A 17,035-nucleotide genomic window follows, 5' to 3' on the forward strand; every position below is an offset into this window, starting at 1 on the left:
GTGATTTGCGCAATAAAATTGCGGAACATCCGAAGACCAAGGGAAATTCATGTCAAAGATCGAGCTGGATAAAACCGATCGGAAGATTCTTGCCATTCTGCAAGCCGATGGCCGCCTGTCGAACCAGGACGTGGCCGAGCGCGTCAACCTGTCGCCATCGCCTTGCCTGCGCCGCATCAAGCGGCTCGAAGAGGCCGGGGTGATCCGACAGTACGTGGCCCTGCTCGATGCCGACAAGCTGGGCCTGGGCCTGCTGGCCTATGTGAACGTGCGCCTGGAAAAGCACGCCGAGGGCGCGCCGAACGCACGCGTGCCGGCGACCTCGCCGCGCTTCGAGTTCGCCCAGGCCGTGTCGACCTGGCCGGAAGTCGTGGATTGCTATGCGATGACGGGAGAGATGGATTTCCTGCTGCGCGTCCATGTGGAAGACATGGAACACTTCTCGCGCTTCATGATGGCGACGCTGCTGCGCCACCCGGCGGTGCTGGACGTGAAATCCAGCTTTGCGCTGCAAAAAATCAAAGAGACGACGGCGCTGCCCATCGTTTGATTGCCTATTTTTTAGGCGATAACCATTTGAGCGCGGCGCGTGTATTCCGCTTGACCGCGTAATCGATCTTCGCCACCTGCTCTTCCAGCGCCTCGGCCAGCACGCTCGAGGGGCTGGGCGGCGGCAGGTGCAGGTGGGCGTCCGCCTCGCCGTATTCCCGCTGGATTTCCATGCCGGCCTTCCTGGCGATGTGCATCATGGTGCGGTTCGAGGACAGGCATTGCATGTACAGGGTGTCGACGTCCGAATTACGGCAATGCATGGCGGCGCGCTCGAACAGCCGGGTGCCGACGCCCTGCCCGCGCGCCGATGCCGACACCGAGACCCCGAACTCGGCCACTTTTTCCTTGTCGGTGTAATTGATGCTGTCCGGATGCGCCTCGCGCGAGGTGAAGGCCAGGTGGCCGACGCCGACCAGCTGGAACATGCGGTTGACCACGCCGAACACGATGTCGTTCGAGAAATCGATCTTGTTGACGTAGGCAATGACCTGCTCATCCCGCAACATGCTGCCGAAGCGCAGCAGGCGGTCGTTGCTGTCGAGGGCCAGGAAATGCCGCAGCACGCGACGGTGGTCGCGCTTGCTCAAGGCCTTGACCAGTACCGGCTGGCGGCCGTGCTTGCCGGTCAGGTTGCTGAGCCAGCGGCGTAGGGGATTGTCCTGCATCGTTTATTCGCTTTTGTGCACTGCACCAATTCCAGTATTGTAGCGGATTGAGCGGATACACCCCCGTCCTCATCCCCGCGAAAGCGGGAACGACGGGCTGGCGGGTCCTGACGGCTAGTGGCTCAGCGCCGCTTCCACCGCACCCACCCGCGCCGCGTGCACCGCCGCCGGAATCCCCGCCTTGTTCTCCACAAGACGCCCGGCAATCTCCCCGGCATTCACCCCGCGCGCCGCCTCCAGCGCCTTCAGCAGGCGCGGTGCGTGCGTCTCATGGCCAGGCGCCGCGCATCCGGCGGCCAGCAGCATCTGGGCGAAGCGCTCCGGCTTGCGGAAGCCATCGCTGCGTTCGAACAGGGTGACGATGGCTTCCGGGTCCAGGGCCGGCGCGCGGCCAACGATGTCCTGCTCGCGCGCCGTCATGACGGCCAGGTCGCGGCAGTCGACAGGCACGCGCAGGCGCTTGCAAACGTCGGGAATCTCCCTGCCGAGGCCGTGCATCAGGACGGCAAACCGCACCGGCAGCTCGAGCCCGCGTGCGGCGGCATGGTCGATGGCCTGCATCAGCGGGGCTCCGGCATCGAGCTCCGGCAGGATCCGAGACAAGGCGCCGCAGTCGCCCAGCACGGCGAACATACGCGAGGGTTTCTGCTCCATCAGCCCGCGCGAGAGTTCCTGCCACACGCGCTCCGGCACCAGGGCGTCGACCTCGCCTTCTTCGACCATCCTGCGCATCAGCGCATTGGTGGCCTCGGCCACGCGGAATGCCGGGAAGCGCGCGGCAAAACGGGCCAACCTGAGGATTCGCACCGGGTCTTCGGCGAAGGCCTCCGACACGTGGCGGAAGATGCGGTTTTCCAGGTCCTGCCGGCCGCCGTAAGGGTCGACGATGCTGCCGTCGGCGGCGCGCGCCATCGCGTTGATGGTCAGGTCGCGCCGGATCAGGTCGTCTTCCAGCTTGACGTCGGGCGAGGTGTGGAAGACGAAGCCGTGGTAGCCGGGCGCCGTCTTGCGCTCGGTGCGGGCCAGCGCGTATTCCTCGTGGGTGTCGGGATGCAGGAAGACGGGGAAATCCTTGCCGACCGGACGGAAGCCTTGCGCCACCATCTGCTCGGGCGTGGCGCCGACCACGACCCAGTCATGGTCCTGCACCGGCAGCCCCAGCAGTTCATCGCGCACGGCGCCGCCGACGACATAGGCTTTCACGGCAGCTCGGCTTCGTGGATGGCGGCGATTTCCGTTTCCGCCATCGCTTCCTCGACCCAGCGCGCCACCGCCGGGTGGGCCAGCATGCGGTCGCAATAGGCTTGCAGGGCCGGCGCCAGCGCCACGCCATAGGTTTTAAATCGCATCACCACCGGCGTGTAGAAGGCGTCGGCGATGGAGAAATCGCCGAACAGGAAGCGGTGGTGGCCGAAGCGCGCCAGGCACTCTTCCCAGATCTCGCAGATGCGGCCGATGTCGGCCTGGGTGCCCGGCGTGCGGCCGCGGCCCGGCAGGCGCGCCTTGATGTTCATCGACATCGAGGTGCGCAGGTCGCCGAAGCCCGAATGCATCTCGGCGGCCACCGAGCGCGCCATCGCGCGCGCCGCCACGTCCTGCGGCCACAGGTGTTTATCGGGGAACTGCTCGGCCAGGTATTCGCAGATGGCGAGGCTGTCCCAGATCGTCATCTCGCCGGCCAGCAGCACGGGCACGCGGCCGGCGTGCGAAAAGCGCGCGATGTTGGCGGCGGTGTCCGGCTGGTCGAGCAGCACGCGGACTTCGGTGAACGGGATCCCGGCCGCGACCGCAGCCACCCAGGGCCGCATCGACCACGACGAATAATTCTTGTTGCCGATGACGAGGGTCAGGCCGGCCTGGCGCGCCTGGTCGAGGGTCTGGGAGAGCGTGGGATCGAGTTCGATGGTCTGCATGGTCTCTTTCTATTTCGGATGGGGGTGTTCCGTGTGAGCATGCCGCGCCCGGGAGCGCAGCTCGTCGAGTTGTCCGGGGGGCGCCAGGTAGGACGGCGCGACGGACTCGAGCGCCGTGAGCTTGATTCCGAGCGCTTCCGCTGTCAAGACCTGGTGGGACGGATTGACAACATTATCGACTTTCATGGAATCGAGGTTGTCGCGGGTGATCAGCGGCGTGCCGGGCAGGAGCTCGAAGAAGCCGGCCTGCAGCCGCGCCAGGGCGTCGGGCAGCCTGAGCACCGGGCGCGGATGGCCGGACCAGCGTCCCGCCAGCCTGACCAGCTCGGCCAGGGTATAGATGCCGGGGCCGCCCAGCTCGAAGGTCTGCCTGCGGGTGGCCTCGTCGAACAGGGCGCGCACATAGGCTTCGGCGACGTCGCCGACGTACACCGGCTGGAAGCGCGCATCGGCGCCGGCCAGCGGCACCACCGGCAAATGGCGCTGCAGGCGCGCGAACATGTTCATGAAATTGTCGCCCGGTCCGAACACCACCGAGGGACGGAAGACGGTCGCCGCCACACCCGCCTCGCTGGCGGCCGCCAGTTCGCCGTCGGCCTTCGAACGCTGGTACATCGAGGGGCCGTCGCGGGCCGCGCCCAGCGCGCTCATGTGCAGCAGGCGCGGCACGCCCGCGGCGGCGCAGGCACTGGCGATGCGGCGCGGCAGCTCGACGTGGACGTGGCGGAACTGCGGCCCGTAGGGCATGCCATGGCGCGAATGCAGGATGCCGACCAGGTTGATGACGGCATCGCGGCCCGCCACCAGGCGCCGCAGGACGGCATCGTCGTGAATATCCGCCTGCACGATATCGACGCCCGGCAGCGGCATCAGGTGCATGGCATGCGCTTCGTGGCGGGTCGGCACGACGATGGTCATGTCGTGCTCGGGCAGCCGCGCTGCGAGATGGCTGCCGATGAATCCTGTTCCTCCGAACAACACTACCGACAGATCGCGCATGGCAATCTCCTAAGGCAGGCCGATCATGGCAAGCCCATGCTAGCACCACGCGGCATGATCGTCCCCAGGCGGGCCTTGAGCGACTGCGGACGCTTCTCGAACAGTGCGGCGTAGTTCGTTGCGTTCGACATCACGTTGCGCACGTAGTTGCGCGTTTCTTCGAAAGGAATGGTTTCGACGAACACCGCCCCTTCCATCGGCGCATTCAGCAGCCCGCGCCAGGTACGGGTGCGGCCGGGGCCGGCGTTATACGAAGCGGTGGCCAGCACCTGCGAGCCTTCCGCATGGTTCAGCACCATGTTCAGGTAATTGGTGCCGAGCAGGATGTTGGTGCGGATATCGCTCAGCATGCCGTGGCCGTAATCGGTCATGCCGATCTTCTCGGCCACCCACTTGCCGGTCGAGGGCATCACCTGCATCAGGCCGGAAGCACCGACGCCGGACTGGGCATCGGAAATGAAGCGCGATTCCTGGCGGATCAGGCCGTAGACCCAGGCCTGGTCCAGGCCCAGCCCCTGCGCGGTCGGCTGCAGGATGTCGTCGTGCGGAGCCGGGAAGCGCTGGGTATAGTCGAACTCGGTGCGGGTGCGCTCCGAGGTATTCACCATGCGGTCCAGGATCTCGTTCTGGCGCGCATACTCGGCCGCGACCAGCAGCTTGCGGTCGGAAAAATCGCGCAGCGCCCAATTCCATTCGCGCGTGCCCTCGAAGCGCAGGCGCATGCCGAAGAATTTCAGGGCGCGCCTGAAGCCAGGATTGGCAGCCATCTGCGCCAGCTCGGCCGCGGTGGGCGCGATCGGCCCCACTGCGCTGGGCGGGATCGTGATCTGCTGGCCGATTTCCTCGAGCGCAAGTTGCCCATAAAAACTGTTCTGGTCGGCGATGCGGCGGAACAGCGCCTGCGCATCCTCCTTGCGGCCCTGGGCCAGGTCGGCGCGGCCGCGCCAGTAGACCCAGGCCGGCTCGGCGCGCTGGTCTGGCGGCATGGCGTCGATGGTCGCCTTCACCATCTTCCAGTCGCCGCGGCGCAGCGCGATCCGGGTCTTCCACTCGGCCTGGAACTCGGACAGGGGCGCGCCGGCGGCACGCTGCCAGTAATCGTAGGCTTCCGGCGCCAGCACCAGCGAAGCGGCCAGGGCGATGTTCGACCAGCCGATCGCCTTTTCCTCGGCGGACAATTTGGATGCGTTCTTGTTCAGGGCGACCGTTGCCAGCTTGAGGCTGGTTCGCGCCATGCGGCCGACCGCGACCAGGTAGATCTCGTGATCGGCGCGGCTGCTGCCGATGCCGCGCGCCATCGCCAGCGCCGGCACGTCCACCGCCTGGGCGGCGCGGGTGTCGGAGGCGCCCAGCAGCAGCGCGGTGCGGCGCGAGGGGCCGGTGGCGTGCATCTCGCCGGCCAGGCGCAGCTGGGCCAGCAGGTCCGCGTTCGTGAACTGGCCGGACTGCGCCAGCTGGGCGACCAGGGCGGCGCAGGCTTCGCCGTACAGCGGCGGATTGTCGAGCAGGGCGCGCGCCTCGCCGGCCACGTTCTGGCCTTTCACGGCGCGCGACAGCAGCGCATAGCACTTGACCTGGTAGTCGTCGTTCTTCACGAACAGCGGCAGTTCGCGGTCGAAATTCACCCAGTCGCGCTTGCGGCCGAGTTCCAGCAGCCAGTCGTTGCGCAAGCGGTCGGCGATGGCGCTGCCCTCGTAACGCTTCAGGAAATCCAGGACTTCCTCGTTCGATGCGTCCTTCAGACGCGGTTTGAGCCGATAATAGTCGACATACGAGGGAATTGTGTAGTTGGGCAGGCGCGCCGCCAGCTCGGCCGCCTTGACCGCATCGTTCTGGCGCGCGGCCTCGCGCAACTGCAGGAAGATGGCATCCTGCTCGCGGGCGGCGTCGGTCGCGGCCTGCGGCAGCGCGGCCACGGGAGCGATCGCGGGTGCGGCGGCAGGCGGCGGAGCCGTTTGGGCGGACGCCGTCGCGAACGACAGCAGGGTCGTGGCGGCAATACTTGCGCCGGCTAACAATTTCAAAAGAAACATCAAACCAACCTTCAATGTACGCTTCATTTAACTCATGACCGGCGATCCAAGAATAACACGCCCCCTCTCGAGCTTGCCAGATGACGCCTCAAGCGTGGCAGGCGACAGCCAGGCGGCCAAGGCGGCGCTGCGCAAGGCGCTCAGGACTGCACGTGGGGCGCTCGACCCGGCAATCAAGGTCCAATGGGATGCACACATCGGCGCCCAGGTGATTGCCTGGTGGCGCCTGCGCCAGATCGATACCCTCGGGGTGTACTGGCCGCTGGCCGGCGAACCCGACCTGCGCGCAGCCTATGCGGAGCTGGCGCTGGCCGGCGTGCGCCTGGCCCTGCCCGTGGTGATGGAACGCAACGCTCCCCTCACGTTCACGGAATGGACGCCGGGCGAGCCGATGATCGCGGACGAGATGGGCGTCGCGGTGCCGGCCCAGCTGCGCTTCATCGAGCGCCCTCCCGCCCTCCTGGTTCCCTGCCTGGGCTTCAATGCCGACGGCTATCGGCTGGGCTATGGCGGCGGCTACTACGACCGCACCCTGGAACTGCCGCCGCGTCCGCGCACCCTGGGCATTGCCTACAGCAACCAGCAAGCGCAGTTCGGCCATGCGCCGCACGACGTGCCGCTGGACGTGATCGTGACCGAGATCAGCAAGGTGACCTAAAGAAAATGCCCGCGGCTTTGCGGCGCGCGGGCATGCGATCGGCGGGCGAGGATCAGGCCGCCGTCTGCGTTCCCTGCAGGCGCTGGCAGATGGCGGTGGTGGCCGCCGCCTGGTTCATGCTGTAGAAATGCAGGCCGGGCGCGCCGCCCGCCAGCAGGCGTTCGCACAGCTGGCTGACCACGTCCAGGCCGAAGGCCTTGATCGAAGCGCTGTCGTCGCCGAAGCTGGCCAGCTTCAGGCGGATCCAGCGCGGGATCTCGGCGCCGCACATATCCGAGAAACGCATCAGCTGGGTAAAGTTGGTGATCGGCATGATGCCGGCCACGACCGGGATGTCCAGGCCCATCTTCTGCGCGTTGTCGACGAACTGGAAATAGGCGTCGGCGTTGTAGAAGTACTGGGTGATGGCCGCATTGGCGCCGGCCTGCACCTTGCGGGCGAAGGCTTGCAGGTCGTCCTGCGGCGAACGCGCCTGCGGATGCATCTCCGGATAGGCGGCGACTTCGATGTGGAACCAGTCGCCCGTCTCGGCACGGATGAACTCGACCAGGTCGCTGGCATAGCGCAGCTCGCCGGCGCCGCCATAACCGCTCGGCAGGTCGCCGCGCAGGGCGACCAGGCGGCGGATGCCGTGCGACTGGAACTCGCGCAGGATGGTGCGGATCGATTCGCGGGTGCCGCCGACGCAGGACAGGTGGGGCGCCGCGGCGTGGCCTTCGGACTGGATCTCGAGCACGGTGTCGAGCGTGCCCTGCTGGGTACTGCCGCCGGCGCCGAAGGTCACCGAAAAGTATTTCGGCTGCAGCGCCGCCAGCTTCTGGCGCGCCGCGCGCAGTTTTTCCGCACCCTCGGGGGTCTTGGGCGGGAAAAACTCGATGCTGATATTAGGGGTTTCCATCTTTGTTCACGAGTAAGGTAGAAAGCGCCCACGAAATCACGCTGTACAGGATGGCCGCCAGGAAGGCCGACCAGAATCCGGCGACATGGAAGCCCTCGACCAGGTGCGCCACCAGCAAGAACAGCAGCGCGTTGATCACCAGGATGAACAGTCCGAGCGACACCAGGGTCACCGGCAGGGTCAGGACAACCAGCACCGGACGGATGATGGTGTTGACCAGGCCGAGGATCAGCGCGGCCACGAGGGCGGTGCCGATGCTGGTGACGGTCACGGAATGCATCAGGTAAGGCAGCGCCATCAGGGCTGCGGCGTTGATCAACCAGGTCAGGAGCAGGCGCATATCGGTGTCTTTCGTGAAGGCGTAGGAATCCGGGGCGCCACCCGATTTGGGCGGCGCCATGTCACCGAAGAGATTACCAGTTATTAATTAATAACGGTAATGGTCGGGCTTGTACGGACCTTCCTTGCTGACGGAGATGTAGGCAGCCTGCTCCTCGGTCAGCGTGGTCAGCTGGGCGTTCAGCTTCTTGAGCTGCAGGCGCGCGACCTTTTCGTCCAGGTGCTTCGGCAGCGTGTACACGCCGACCGGGTACTTGTCGGTGTTGGCGAACAGCTCGATCTGGGCGATGGTCTGGTTCGCGAACGACGAGCTCATCACGTAGGACGGGTGACCGGTGCCGCAGCCCAGGTTCACCAGGCGGCCTTCGGCCAGCAGGATGATGCGCTTGCCATCCGGGAAAATAATATGGTCGACCTGGGGCTTGATGTTCTCCCACTGATATTTCTTCAGTGCGGCAACTTCGATTTCGTTGTCGAAGTGACCGATGTTGCAGACGATCGCCTGGTCCTTCATCTTGAGCATGTGCTGCTCGGTGATGACGTGATAGTTGCCGGTGCAGGTGACGAAGATGTCGCCGTGTTCGGCGGCGTAGTCCATGGTCACGACGCGGTAGCCTTCCATCGCCGCCTGCAGGGCGCAGATCGGGTCGATCTCGGTAACCCAGACCTGGGCCGACAGCGCGCGCATGGCTTGCGCCGAGCCTTTACCCACGTCGCCGTAGCCGGCGATCACGGCGATCTTGCCGGCGATCATGACGTCGGTCGCGCGCTTGATGCCGTCCACCAGCGATTCGCGGCAGCCGTACAGGTTGTCGAACTTCGACTTGGTGACGGAGTCGTTGACGTTGATTGCCGGGAAAGCCAGCTTGCCTTCCTGGTGCATCTGGTACAGGCGGTGCACGCCGGTGGTGGTCTCTTCGGTCACGCCCTTGATTTCCGGCAGGCGCTTCGAGTACCACTGCGGATCGACGGCCAGGCGGCCCTTGATCGCGTTGAACAGGCAGATCTCTTCTTCCGAACCCGGCTTGTCCAGCACCGAGATGTCTTTCTCGGCACGCACGCCCAGGTGCAGCAGCAGGGTGGCGTCGCCGCCGTCGTCCAGGATCATGTTGGCGTGGTTGTCACCCGGCCATTCGAAGATGCGGTGGGTGTATTCCCAGTACTCGTCCAGGGTTTCGCCCTTGATGGCGAACACCGGGGTGCCGACCGAAGCGATGGCGGCGGCGGCGTGGTCCTGGGTCGAGTAGATATTGCACGAGGCCCAGCGCACTTGCGCGCCGAGGGCTTCCAACGTGCGGATCAGCACGGCGGTCTGGATGGTCATGTGCAGCGAACCGGCAATGCGCGCGCCCTTCAGCGGCTGGCTGGCGGCGTATTCCTCGCGGATGGCCATCAGGCCCGGCATTTCGGTTTCGGCAATGCGGATTTCCTTCTCGCCCCACGAGGCAAGACCGATGTCGGCAACGAGGTAATCCTGGGAAGTGTCTTTGAGTACGGCGCTCATCACGCCCTCCTTTCAAGTTAAGAAAAAAGTAACGTGAGCGCGGTGTTGATATCCGAGCCTGGCGAAAGTGGACACTTTCGTCGCAACGCTCCTCGGAATTCCTTAGTTTAGCATGGGTGATGCTGGCAGTGTACTGAGGCATGCAGGGTGGGCCCGGAGAGCCCACCCTGCGCTATTTATGCCAAACCAGCCGCGGCGCGCAGTGCCGCCGCCTTGTCGGTGCGTTCCCAGGTGAACTCCGGCTCTTCGCGGCCGAAGTGGCCGTAGGCGGCCGACTTCTGGTAGATCGGGCGCAGCAGGTCCAGCATCTGCACGATGCCTTTCGGGCGCAGGTCGAAGTGTTCCATCACCAGTTCGGCGATCTTCTCGTCGGAGATCACGCCGGTACCTTCGGTGTAGACGGTGATGTTGATCGGCTTGGCCACGCCGATCGCGTAGCTGACCTGCACCTGGCACTGGCGCGCCAGGCCGGCGGCGACCACGTTCTTGGCCACGTAGCGGGCGGCGTAGGCGGCCGAGCGGTCGACCTTGGACGGATCCTTGCCCGAGAAGGCGCCGCCGCCGTGCGGGGCTGCGCCGCCGTAGGTGTCGACGATGATCTTGCGGCCGGTCAGGCCGCAGTCACCCTGCGGGCCGCCGATGACGAAGCGGCCGGTCGGGTTGACCAGGTAGCGGGTGTCCTGCAGCCATTCTTTCGGCAGCACCGGCTTGATGATCTCTTCGATGACCGCTTCTTCGATCTGGCTATGGCTGATTTCCGGCGCGTGCTGGGTCGACAGCACCACGGTGTTGACCGAGACCGGGCGGCCGTTCACGTAGCGCAGCGTGACCTGGGACTTGGCGTCCGGACGCAGCCACGGCAGGCGGCCGTCCTTGCGCAGCTGCGACTGGCGCTCGACCAGGCGGTGGGCGTAATAGATCGCGGCCGGCATCAGTTCCGGGGTTTCGTCGCAGGCGTAGCCGAACATCAGGCCCTGGTCGCCGGCGCCCTGGTCGAGGTCGATACCGGCGCCTTCGTCGACGCCCTGGGCGATGTCCGGCGACTGCTTGTCATAGGCGACCAGCACGGCGCAGCCCTTGTAGTCGATGCCGAAATCGGTGTTGTCGTAACCGATGCGCTTGATGGTATTGCGCGCAACTTGAATATAATCGACGTTTGCGTGCGTCGTGATCTCTCCGGCCAGCACCACCAGACCCGTGTTGCACAGGGTTTCGGCGGCCACGCGCGCGCGCGGATCCTGCTCGAGGATGGCGTCGAGGATGGCGTCGGAAATCTGGTCGGCAACTTTGTCCGGATGGCCTTCCGAGACGGATTCGGAAGTGAAGAGGTAGTCATTGGAAGACATTGAGGCTCCTGATACTGTTGAGATGAATGCCGCAGTACCAAGGCCCTGCGACGCTTTAGCGATATTTATATTCCGCTTCGCAAGTTGTCATTAACTCCGCGGATCCTGCCCAAAGTGGTATTTTACGCTCCTTAAAAAATTTTGGTGAAGCAAGCCGCATCACCTCTACCCTGAATCAATAAATGCTCGTTTTCCTGTTCCGCTTCCTGTCCGTGTTTCCCCTCCCCGTGCTGCACGCACTGGGAGCCGCGCTCGGCTGGCTGGTTTACCTCATTTCTCCCTCTTACCGGCGGCGTTTGCGCAGCAATCTCGAGCTGGCCGGCTACGGCGCCCATCTGCGCAGCGCCGTCGCCGAGTCCGGCAAAGCCATCGTCGAACTGCCGTTCGTATGGTGCGCGCCACAGGAGCGCGTCACCCGCCACGTCACGATGGAAAACTGGGAACTGGTCCAGCGCCAGCTCGATTCCGGACGCGGGATTGTGTTCCTGACGCCACACCTCGGCTGTTTCGAGCTGACCGCCCAGCAGGTGTCGCTGCGCCAGGAGTTGACGGTCATGTACCGCCCGCCGCGCAAGAGCGCGCTGAAACCCCTGGTCGAAGGCGCGCGCGCCCGCCAGAACATGCACCTGGCCCCGGCCAACCTGTCGGGCGTGCGCATGCTGGTCAAGGCGCTGCGCGGCGGCCAGCCGGTCGGCGTGCTGCCGGACCAGGTGCCGCAGGAAGGCGAAGGCGTATGGGCGCCCTTCTTCGGCCGCCCGGCCTACACGATGACCTTGCCGGCCAAGCTGGCCCAGCTGGGCAAGGCCGACATCCTGCTGACCTATGCGGAGCGCCTGCCGGGCGGACGCGGCTACGTGATCCGCTTCGTGCCCTTCGAGGGCGAGCTGTCCGGCACCGCGACCGAGCAGGCCGCCAGCATCAACCGCGCGATGGAAGCGCTGATCGCGCGTTGCCCGTCCCAGTATGTCTGGAGTTATAACCGCTACAAGCGTCCCCAGGGCGTGGCGGCCCCGGAAGCCGAGGCGGTCGCATGAGGGTCCTGATTGCTTTTCTGTGGCTGCTGCATTTCCTGCCGCTGCCGATCCTGGGCCGCATCGGCAACGCCGTCGGCTGGCTGATGTACTACGCGATCCCGAAGCGCCGCAAGATCGCCCTGACCAATCTGCGCCTGTGCATGCCCGAGCTGAGCGAAGCGGAACGGGTCGCCATCGCCAAGCGCCACTTCCAGGGTTATTCTCGCAGCATCCTGGAGCGCTCGCTGATCTGGTGGGCGCCGATTCCGCGCCTGCGCCGCCTGATCCACATCGAGCCGTCGGTGCCCCAGGCCGAGATGGAAAGCGGCCCGACCATCCTGCTGTGCCCGCACTTCGTCTGCCTCGACGTGGCCGGCGTGGCGGCGCGCGTGATCCCGGTGTCGACGATTTATTCGCCGCAGAAGAACGAGGCCTTCGACCGCCTGCTGCGCTACGGCCGCGAGCGCTTCGGCCCGGTGCGCCTGTTCACCCGCGAAGACGGCATCAAGCCGATCCTGCGCGCGCTGCGCGATGGCCTGCCCTATTTCATGCTGCCGGACATGGATTTCGGCGAGAAGGATGCCGCCTTCGTGCCCTTCTTCGGCATCCCGGCGGCGACGCTCACCGCCCTGCCGCGGCTGGCGGCGGCCACCAGGGCGAAAGTGATCCCGGTGATCGCCACCTTCCTGCCCGACTACAAGGGCTACCGCGTGGTCTTCTATCCGTCCTGGGAAAACTACCCGGGCGACGACATGATCGACGCCACCCGCCGCATGAACGAATTCATCGAGGAACGGGTGCGCGAAAGCCCGGCCGAGTATTTCTGGACCCATAAACGCTTCAAGACCCGGCCGAACGGCGAACCGTCGTTCTACGAGTAGACAGGAACCATCATGAAACTGAAATTCACCAAGATGCACGGCGCCGGCAACGATTTCATCGTCATCGACGCCGTCAACCAGCAGGTCGAGCTGAGCCCCGCGCAGTGGGCCCGCCTGGCCGACCGCCGCTTCGGCATCGGCGCCGACCAGATCCTGATCGTCGAACGCCCCACCGAGGAAGGCTGCGATTTCCGCTACCGCATCTTCAACAACGATGGCGGCGAGGTCGAACAGTGCGGCAACGGCTCGCGCGCCTTCGTGCGCTTCGTCAGCGACAAGGGCCTGACCGGCAAGCGCAGCATCCGCGTGCAGACCATGGCCGGCATCATCACGCCGCACCTGGAAGAGGACGGCAGCGTGACGGTCGACATGGGCGCGCCCGTGCTGGAACCGGCAAACGTTCCCTTCGACGCCGGCGGCCTGGACGGCGTGGCCCAGGGCCGCGACACCCTGTGGCCGCTGACGGTCCGCGCGCGCGGCGCCGAGCAGACCGTGCAGGTATCGGTCGTCTCGATGGGCAATCCGCACGCGGTGCAGGTGGTCGACGACGTCGACAATGCGCCGGTCGCGGAGACCGGCCCGCAGATCGAGCACCATCCGCGCTTCCCGAAACGGGTCAACGCCGGCTACCTGCAGGTGCTGGACCGCGGCCACGTGAAGCTGCGCGTGTTCGAGCGCGGCGCCGGCGAAACCCTGGCCTGCGGCACCGGCGCCTGTGCGGCGGTCGTGGCCGGCATCCGGCGCGGCCTGCTGGACTCGCCAGTCCAGGTCGACGCGCGCGGCGGCCGCCTCAGCATCGCCTGGGCCGGCGAAGGCCAGCCGGTCTACCTGAGCGGCCCCGCCGAGACCGTATTCGAAGGCGAGATCACGCTTTGACCACCGGCGTCTGACGCTTCTTCAGGCGGCGAGGTCGAGGTCGAGGGAAGTCTCCGGCAGCAGGGTCCGCAGACGATAAAGGCGCTGGCGATAGTTCCCTTCCGGCCCGCCCGGGCCGCAGTCGACGTTCTCGAACAGGCGGCCGATGCGGTCGAGCAACTGGCGCTCCTGGGCGCTTTCCACCGTCACCAGGCGGCGCCGGCTGCGGCCGTAGCTGGCGCGGATGTCGATCACCAGGCAATGGCCGCGGTCCGCATGCCGGACGTCGAGCAACAGCGCCTCCGCGCGGCTCAGGCCGAAGGCCAGCGCCAGCTCGAGGCGCGCCGCCAGCAGCGGAAAGTCCGACAGGTCGCGTCCCGCCAGCATCGCATCGAGGTCCTGCCAGGCGCCCGGGCTGCGCGGCGCGATCTTGTGCAGCATGGCGGCCGCCCTGGCGCAGCCCTGCACGGCCGCCTTCTGCAGCCAGAACACGGCGCGCACATCGTTACCCTCGTTCTCGCGGCGTGCGCGCCAGGCGGCGTTGCCGCATTCCAGCTGGGCGTCGCGGTAGCCCATCCCGGCGGCCCGCTCGAGGTATTTCTGGGCCTCGACCACATTCCGCTGGGAAAACTCCGGCTTCACATAGATGCGCGACAGCGCATACCAGGCTTCGGCCAGGCCCTGCTCGCCGGCCTGCAGCAGCCAGCGCACCGCCTTCTTGAAGTTGGCCGCGCCGCTGCTGCCCGCGCCGCTCGCCGCAACGCGGCGGCCGTCGATGCGCATGCGCGCGGACCACAGGCCCAGCGCGAACTGGGCGTGGCGGTCCTGCTCGGCGGCGGCCAGTTCCCAGAACGCGTGCAATTCGTCGGGCTCGACGTCGTGGGCGACGGCGCCCTCGTCGACCAGGCGGGCGCAGCGCGACAGCAGCGTGACCTCGTCCGGGGCCAGGCGCGCGCAGGCCCGGTCCTGCGCCACCTCGGAATGGGCCAGGGACCGCGCCAGCGGCAGCGCACGCGCGAGATAGGCCTGGTGCCTGCCGGCCTCCCACTCCTGTTCCAGCAAGGCGAACTGGGCCGCGGTGACGCCATTGTCGGCGGCGCGCCGCAGCCAGCGCTGCCCGTTGCGGTCCGGCGCGCCGCTGCGTGGCACTGCCGCGGTACTCCGCTCCATGGCGCCGGCGGCGGGTACGGCTGCCGCCAAGCCGCCGGCCGGGATGCCGCGCTCCAGTCCGCCCGCGCGCGGCGTGGCCCCATGTTCGCGCGCCAGCAGCCACTGCGCTTCGGGGAAGCCGCCGCGGCCGGCGTCCTCGAGCGCACGCAGGGCCTTGGCGCGCTGCCCCGGTGCTGCCCGTTCGCCGCCCAGCACCAACTGTGCATAGACGAGCCCGGCCCGCGCCAGGCCGCCGTCGTAGGCGCGCTCGTACCAGCCGGTAACGGATTCGGTACTCTGCCGGGCGAGGTCGAGGGGAATATGGTTGCCGATCAGCTGCCATGCCTCGGCACAACCTTGCCTTGCAGCACGATCCAACCAGTGCAGGGCGGTGGGCAGGCTCTTCGGCAGACCGGTACTGCCGAACAGGTAGAGCCGGCCCAGCTCCAGCTGGGCCTCGGCCCGGCCGGCGCGCGCGCCACGGATGATTGCTAGCTCTTCACGGTTTGCCATCGCTTGTCTTACTACGTATCGGTAATGGAAACGCCGCCGCAGATGCGTACAGAAGCATGCAAATCACGGTGAATACGTGACGGATCAGTTCGCCAAGCTGTGCGATCCGGTGTGCGGTTGACGGATGGGCCAGAGTCTATAGCCGGCTCAGGGGCGATTCGTTTGCGATTCCATGTGCATTTGAGGCTGCACAAATGTTAATACTTGTGCCCGGCTGACATGATGACGCCCGGAAACTTAAACAATGCTTAAGATTTCCCTACTGCATGAACCCAGACGTTTCGAAAATACAACAGCACGATTGGATTTATTGGCTTTCGACCAAGTGGAGCCGTCATAATTGACCAATCCGACAATCTTGACGCATTGAGAAATTACAGTTCACACATCCGAGTGTTCAGCTACAAGAATAAGTCTCAATGCTCTCTGGATTCCTGCGATTCACTTTATAAGGATACAAATAGATGAAAAAATCACTCTTGGCAGTCGCTCTGCTGGGCGCATTCGCCGGTGTGGCGCAAGCTCAAACCGCTGTGACGATCTACGGTAACATCGACGCTGGCCTGATCAAGCGTACCGATCAGACCCTGGCCATCGGCAAGCGTGCATCGAACACCCTGGGCTTCAAAGGTACCGAAGACCTGGGCAACGGCCTGAAGGCACTGTTCCAGATCGAAATGCGTTACGAGCCGGACACCGGCACCACCGAGAACAACGGCCGTCCGCTGTTCCAGGGCCAGTCGCGCGTCGGCCTGCAGGGTGACTTCGGTATGGTCCGTCTGGGCCGTGGCCTGACCCCGTTCCAGGAAGTCGTCGGTTCGTTCGAACCGTGGCACGGCCTGCCGACCCCGGCCGGCTTCTACACCGACATCTCGGTCGCCGGCTTCAACTCGGCTCCGCTGGACACCAACACCAGCGGCGGTTCGCCGAACAACAACCGCATCTCGAACGCGATCTTCTATAACTCGCCGGTCGCCAATGGCTTCCAGGTGAACGCTTCGTGGGCAACCAAGGAATCGACCGGCGGCTCGCTGACCGGTATCGGCGCCGGCGCTGCTTCGTACGGCGTGAACGCCGAAGGCACCGTGAACCCGTTCTCGGTCGCTGCGACCTACAACAACGGTCCGGCAGCCGCGATGGTCGCTTACGAGCGTAACGCCGTCGAAAGCAAGGTGTGGTCGGTCGCAGGTTCGGTCGCCGCTACCCCGGAACTGAAGCTGATGGCAACCTACACCCATCAAGACCAGGAACACACCAACACCCTGCGTCCGACGACCAAGGCATGGCTGGTCGGTGCAACCTACGCCGTCGGCCCGGGCAAGCTGCTGGCTGGTTACGGCCGCAAGCACATCGACAACACTGCTTCGACCAAGCAGTACTCGCTGGGCTACGAATACAACCTGTCGAAGCGTACCTACCTGTACGTGGACGCATCGCGTAAGAAAGACATCGTCAACGCCGCCACCGGCAACCTGGCTGGCACCCCGACTGTCAACCACTACGACGTGGGCGTGAACCACTCGTTCTAAGCCAAACCGGGAGCTTGCTCCCGTTTAGCTGAACTCCGCAAGGGCGGGCCTGGGCAACCAGGTCCGCCCTTGTTGCATCCAGGCCTTGTGCGATTCGCGCAACGCTTACGCGGCTGAGCAGTATCGGCCGGCGCGAATTGATGGGCATCCTAGTTTGTCGATGCGGTCCGATTTGCCATGGGAGATGC

16 protein-coding genes and 1 riboswitch are annotated in these 17,035 nt (G+C 65.6%); of the genes, 6 read left to right on the top strand and 10 right to left on the bottom strand.

The window, feature by feature from the left end; translation table 11 throughout:
- The first annotated feature begins 49 nt into the window (after positions 1 to 49).
- Complete coding sequence (locus AC1DOQ_RS02240; protein ID WP_442124480.1) at positions 50 to 550, top strand: Lrp/AsnC family transcriptional regulator; 501 nt, start codon at positions 50 to 52, stop codon at positions 548 to 550.
- Positions 551 to 554: 4 nt separating this feature from the next.
- Here the strand turns inward: AC1DOQ_RS02240 and AC1DOQ_RS02245 are convergent, their stop codons facing one another.
- The 5 genes from AC1DOQ_RS02245 to AC1DOQ_RS02265 all read right to left on the bottom strand — a co-directional run bounded on the left by AC1DOQ_RS02245 (position 555) and on the right by AC1DOQ_RS02265 (position 6,162).
- Complete coding sequence (locus AC1DOQ_RS02245; protein ID WP_477359876.1) at positions 555 to 1,217, bottom strand: N-acetyltransferase family protein; 663 nt, start codon at positions 1,215 to 1,217, stop codon at positions 555 to 557.
- A gap of 114 nt (positions 1,218 to 1,331) precedes the next feature.
- Positions 1,332 to 2,420 (bottom strand): tRNA nucleotidyltransferase/poly(A) polymerase-related protein, encoded by a 1,089-nt coding sequence (locus AC1DOQ_RS02250; RefSeq protein ID WP_477359878.1) that lies wholly within the window; start codon positions 2,418 to 2,420, stop codon positions 1,332 to 1,334.
- Positions 2,417 to 3,130 (bottom strand): glutathione S-transferase family protein, encoded by a 714-nt coding sequence (locus AC1DOQ_RS02255; RefSeq protein ID WP_477359880.1) that lies wholly within the window; start codon positions 3,128 to 3,130, stop codon positions 2,417 to 2,419. Before AC1DOQ_RS02255 ends, AC1DOQ_RS02250 begins: the two co-directional genes overlap by 4 nt.
- Positions 3,131 to 3,139: 9 nt before the next feature.
- On the bottom strand, positions 3,140 to 4,129 hold the full coding sequence (locus AC1DOQ_RS02260; protein WP_477359882.1) for a complex I NDUFA9 subunit family protein: 990 nt from the start codon (positions 4,127 to 4,129) through the stop codon (positions 3,140 to 3,142).
- Between the two features lie 23 nt (positions 4,130 to 4,152).
- Positions 4,153 to 6,162, bottom strand: coding sequence for a lytic transglycosylase domain-containing protein (locus tag AC1DOQ_RS02265; protein WP_477359884.1), 2,010 nt, complete (start codon positions 6,160 to 6,162; stop codon positions 4,153 to 4,155).
- Positions 6,163 to 6,256: 94 nt separating this feature from the next.
- Between AC1DOQ_RS02265 and AC1DOQ_RS02270 the strand changes: the two genes are divergently transcribed.
- Positions 6,257 to 6,820, top strand: coding sequence for a 5-formyltetrahydrofolate cyclo-ligase (locus tag AC1DOQ_RS02270; RefSeq protein WP_477359886.1), 564 nt, complete (start codon positions 6,257 to 6,259; stop codon positions 6,818 to 6,820).
- A gap of 52 nt (positions 6,821 to 6,872) precedes the next feature.
- On the opposite strand, the gene metF is transcribed toward AC1DOQ_RS02270, so the two are convergent.
- The 4 genes from metF to metK form a co-directional block, all read right to left on the bottom strand.
- A complete protein-coding gene (gene metF / locus AC1DOQ_RS02275; RefSeq protein WP_477359888.1) occupies positions 6,873 to 7,718 on the bottom strand; it encodes a methylenetetrahydrofolate reductase [NAD(P)H] in 846 nt (281 codons plus the stop codon).
- Positions 7,705 to 8,058: a phage holin family protein gene (locus tag AC1DOQ_RS02280; protein WP_477360415.1), complete on the bottom strand. Its 354-nt coding sequence runs from the start codon at positions 8,056 to 8,058 to the stop codon at positions 7,705 to 7,707. The genes metF and AC1DOQ_RS02280 overlap by 14 nt, the downstream gene beginning before the upstream one ends.
- 87 nt (positions 8,059 to 8,145) lie before the next feature.
- Positions 8,146 to 9,561, bottom strand: a complete 1,416-nt coding sequence (gene ahcY, locus AC1DOQ_RS02285; protein ID WP_477359890.1) for an adenosylhomocysteinase — start codon at positions 9,559 to 9,561, stop codon at positions 8,146 to 8,148.
- Between the two features lie 28 nt (positions 9,562 to 9,589).
- Positions 9,590 to 9,661, bottom strand: a riboswitch (S-adenosyl-L-homocysteine riboswitch).
- A gap of 76 nt (positions 9,662 to 9,737) precedes the next feature.
- Positions 9,738 to 10,907 (bottom strand): methionine adenosyltransferase, encoded by a 1,170-nt coding sequence (gene metK, locus AC1DOQ_RS02290; protein WP_477359892.1) that lies wholly within the window; start codon positions 10,905 to 10,907, stop codon positions 9,738 to 9,740.
- A 182-nt stretch (positions 10,908 to 11,089) separates the two neighbouring features.
- On the opposite strand from metK, the gene AC1DOQ_RS02295 reads away from it, so the two are divergent.
- From AC1DOQ_RS02295 to dapF, 3 genes are read left to right on the top strand one after another with little or no spacing between them, the layout of a single operon-like run.
- Positions 11,090 to 11,941 carry a lysophospholipid acyltransferase family protein gene (locus AC1DOQ_RS02295; RefSeq protein ID WP_477359894.1) on the top strand — a complete coding sequence of 284 codons (852 nt, stop codon included), beginning with the start codon at positions 11,090 to 11,092 and terminating at the stop codon, positions 11,939 to 11,941.
- A complete protein-coding gene (locus AC1DOQ_RS02300) occupies positions 11,938 to 12,801 on the top strand; it encodes an LpxL/LpxP family acyltransferase (protein ID WP_477359896.1) in 864 nt (287 codons plus the stop codon). The genes AC1DOQ_RS02295 and AC1DOQ_RS02300 overlap by 4 nt, the downstream gene beginning before the upstream one ends.
- 12 nt (positions 12,802 to 12,813) lie before the next feature.
- Positions 12,814 to 13,677 (top strand): diaminopimelate epimerase, encoded by an 864-nt coding sequence (dapF, locus tag AC1DOQ_RS02305; protein WP_477359898.1) that lies wholly within the window; start codon positions 12,814 to 12,816, stop codon positions 13,675 to 13,677.
- A 21-nt stretch (positions 13,678 to 13,698) separates the two neighbouring features.
- Here the strand turns inward: dapF and AC1DOQ_RS02310 are convergent, their stop codons facing one another.
- The gene (locus AC1DOQ_RS02310; RefSeq protein WP_477359900.1) at positions 13,699 to 15,318 is read right to left on the bottom strand and encodes a tetratricopeptide repeat protein; all 1,620 of its coding nucleotides are present in this window, start codon (positions 15,316 to 15,318) and stop codon (positions 13,699 to 13,701) included.
- A 464-nt stretch (positions 15,319 to 15,782) separates the two neighbouring features.
- On the opposite strand from AC1DOQ_RS02310, the gene AC1DOQ_RS02315 reads away from it, so the two are divergent.
- Entirely contained in the window at positions 15,783 to 16,847 is a 1,065-nt protein-coding gene (locus AC1DOQ_RS02315) for a porin (protein WP_477359902.1), read from the top strand.
- The last annotated feature ends 188 nt before the right edge of the window (positions 16,848 to 17,035 follow it).

The sequence above is a fragment of the Massilia sp. 01N417 genome (genome assembly GCF_056399645.1).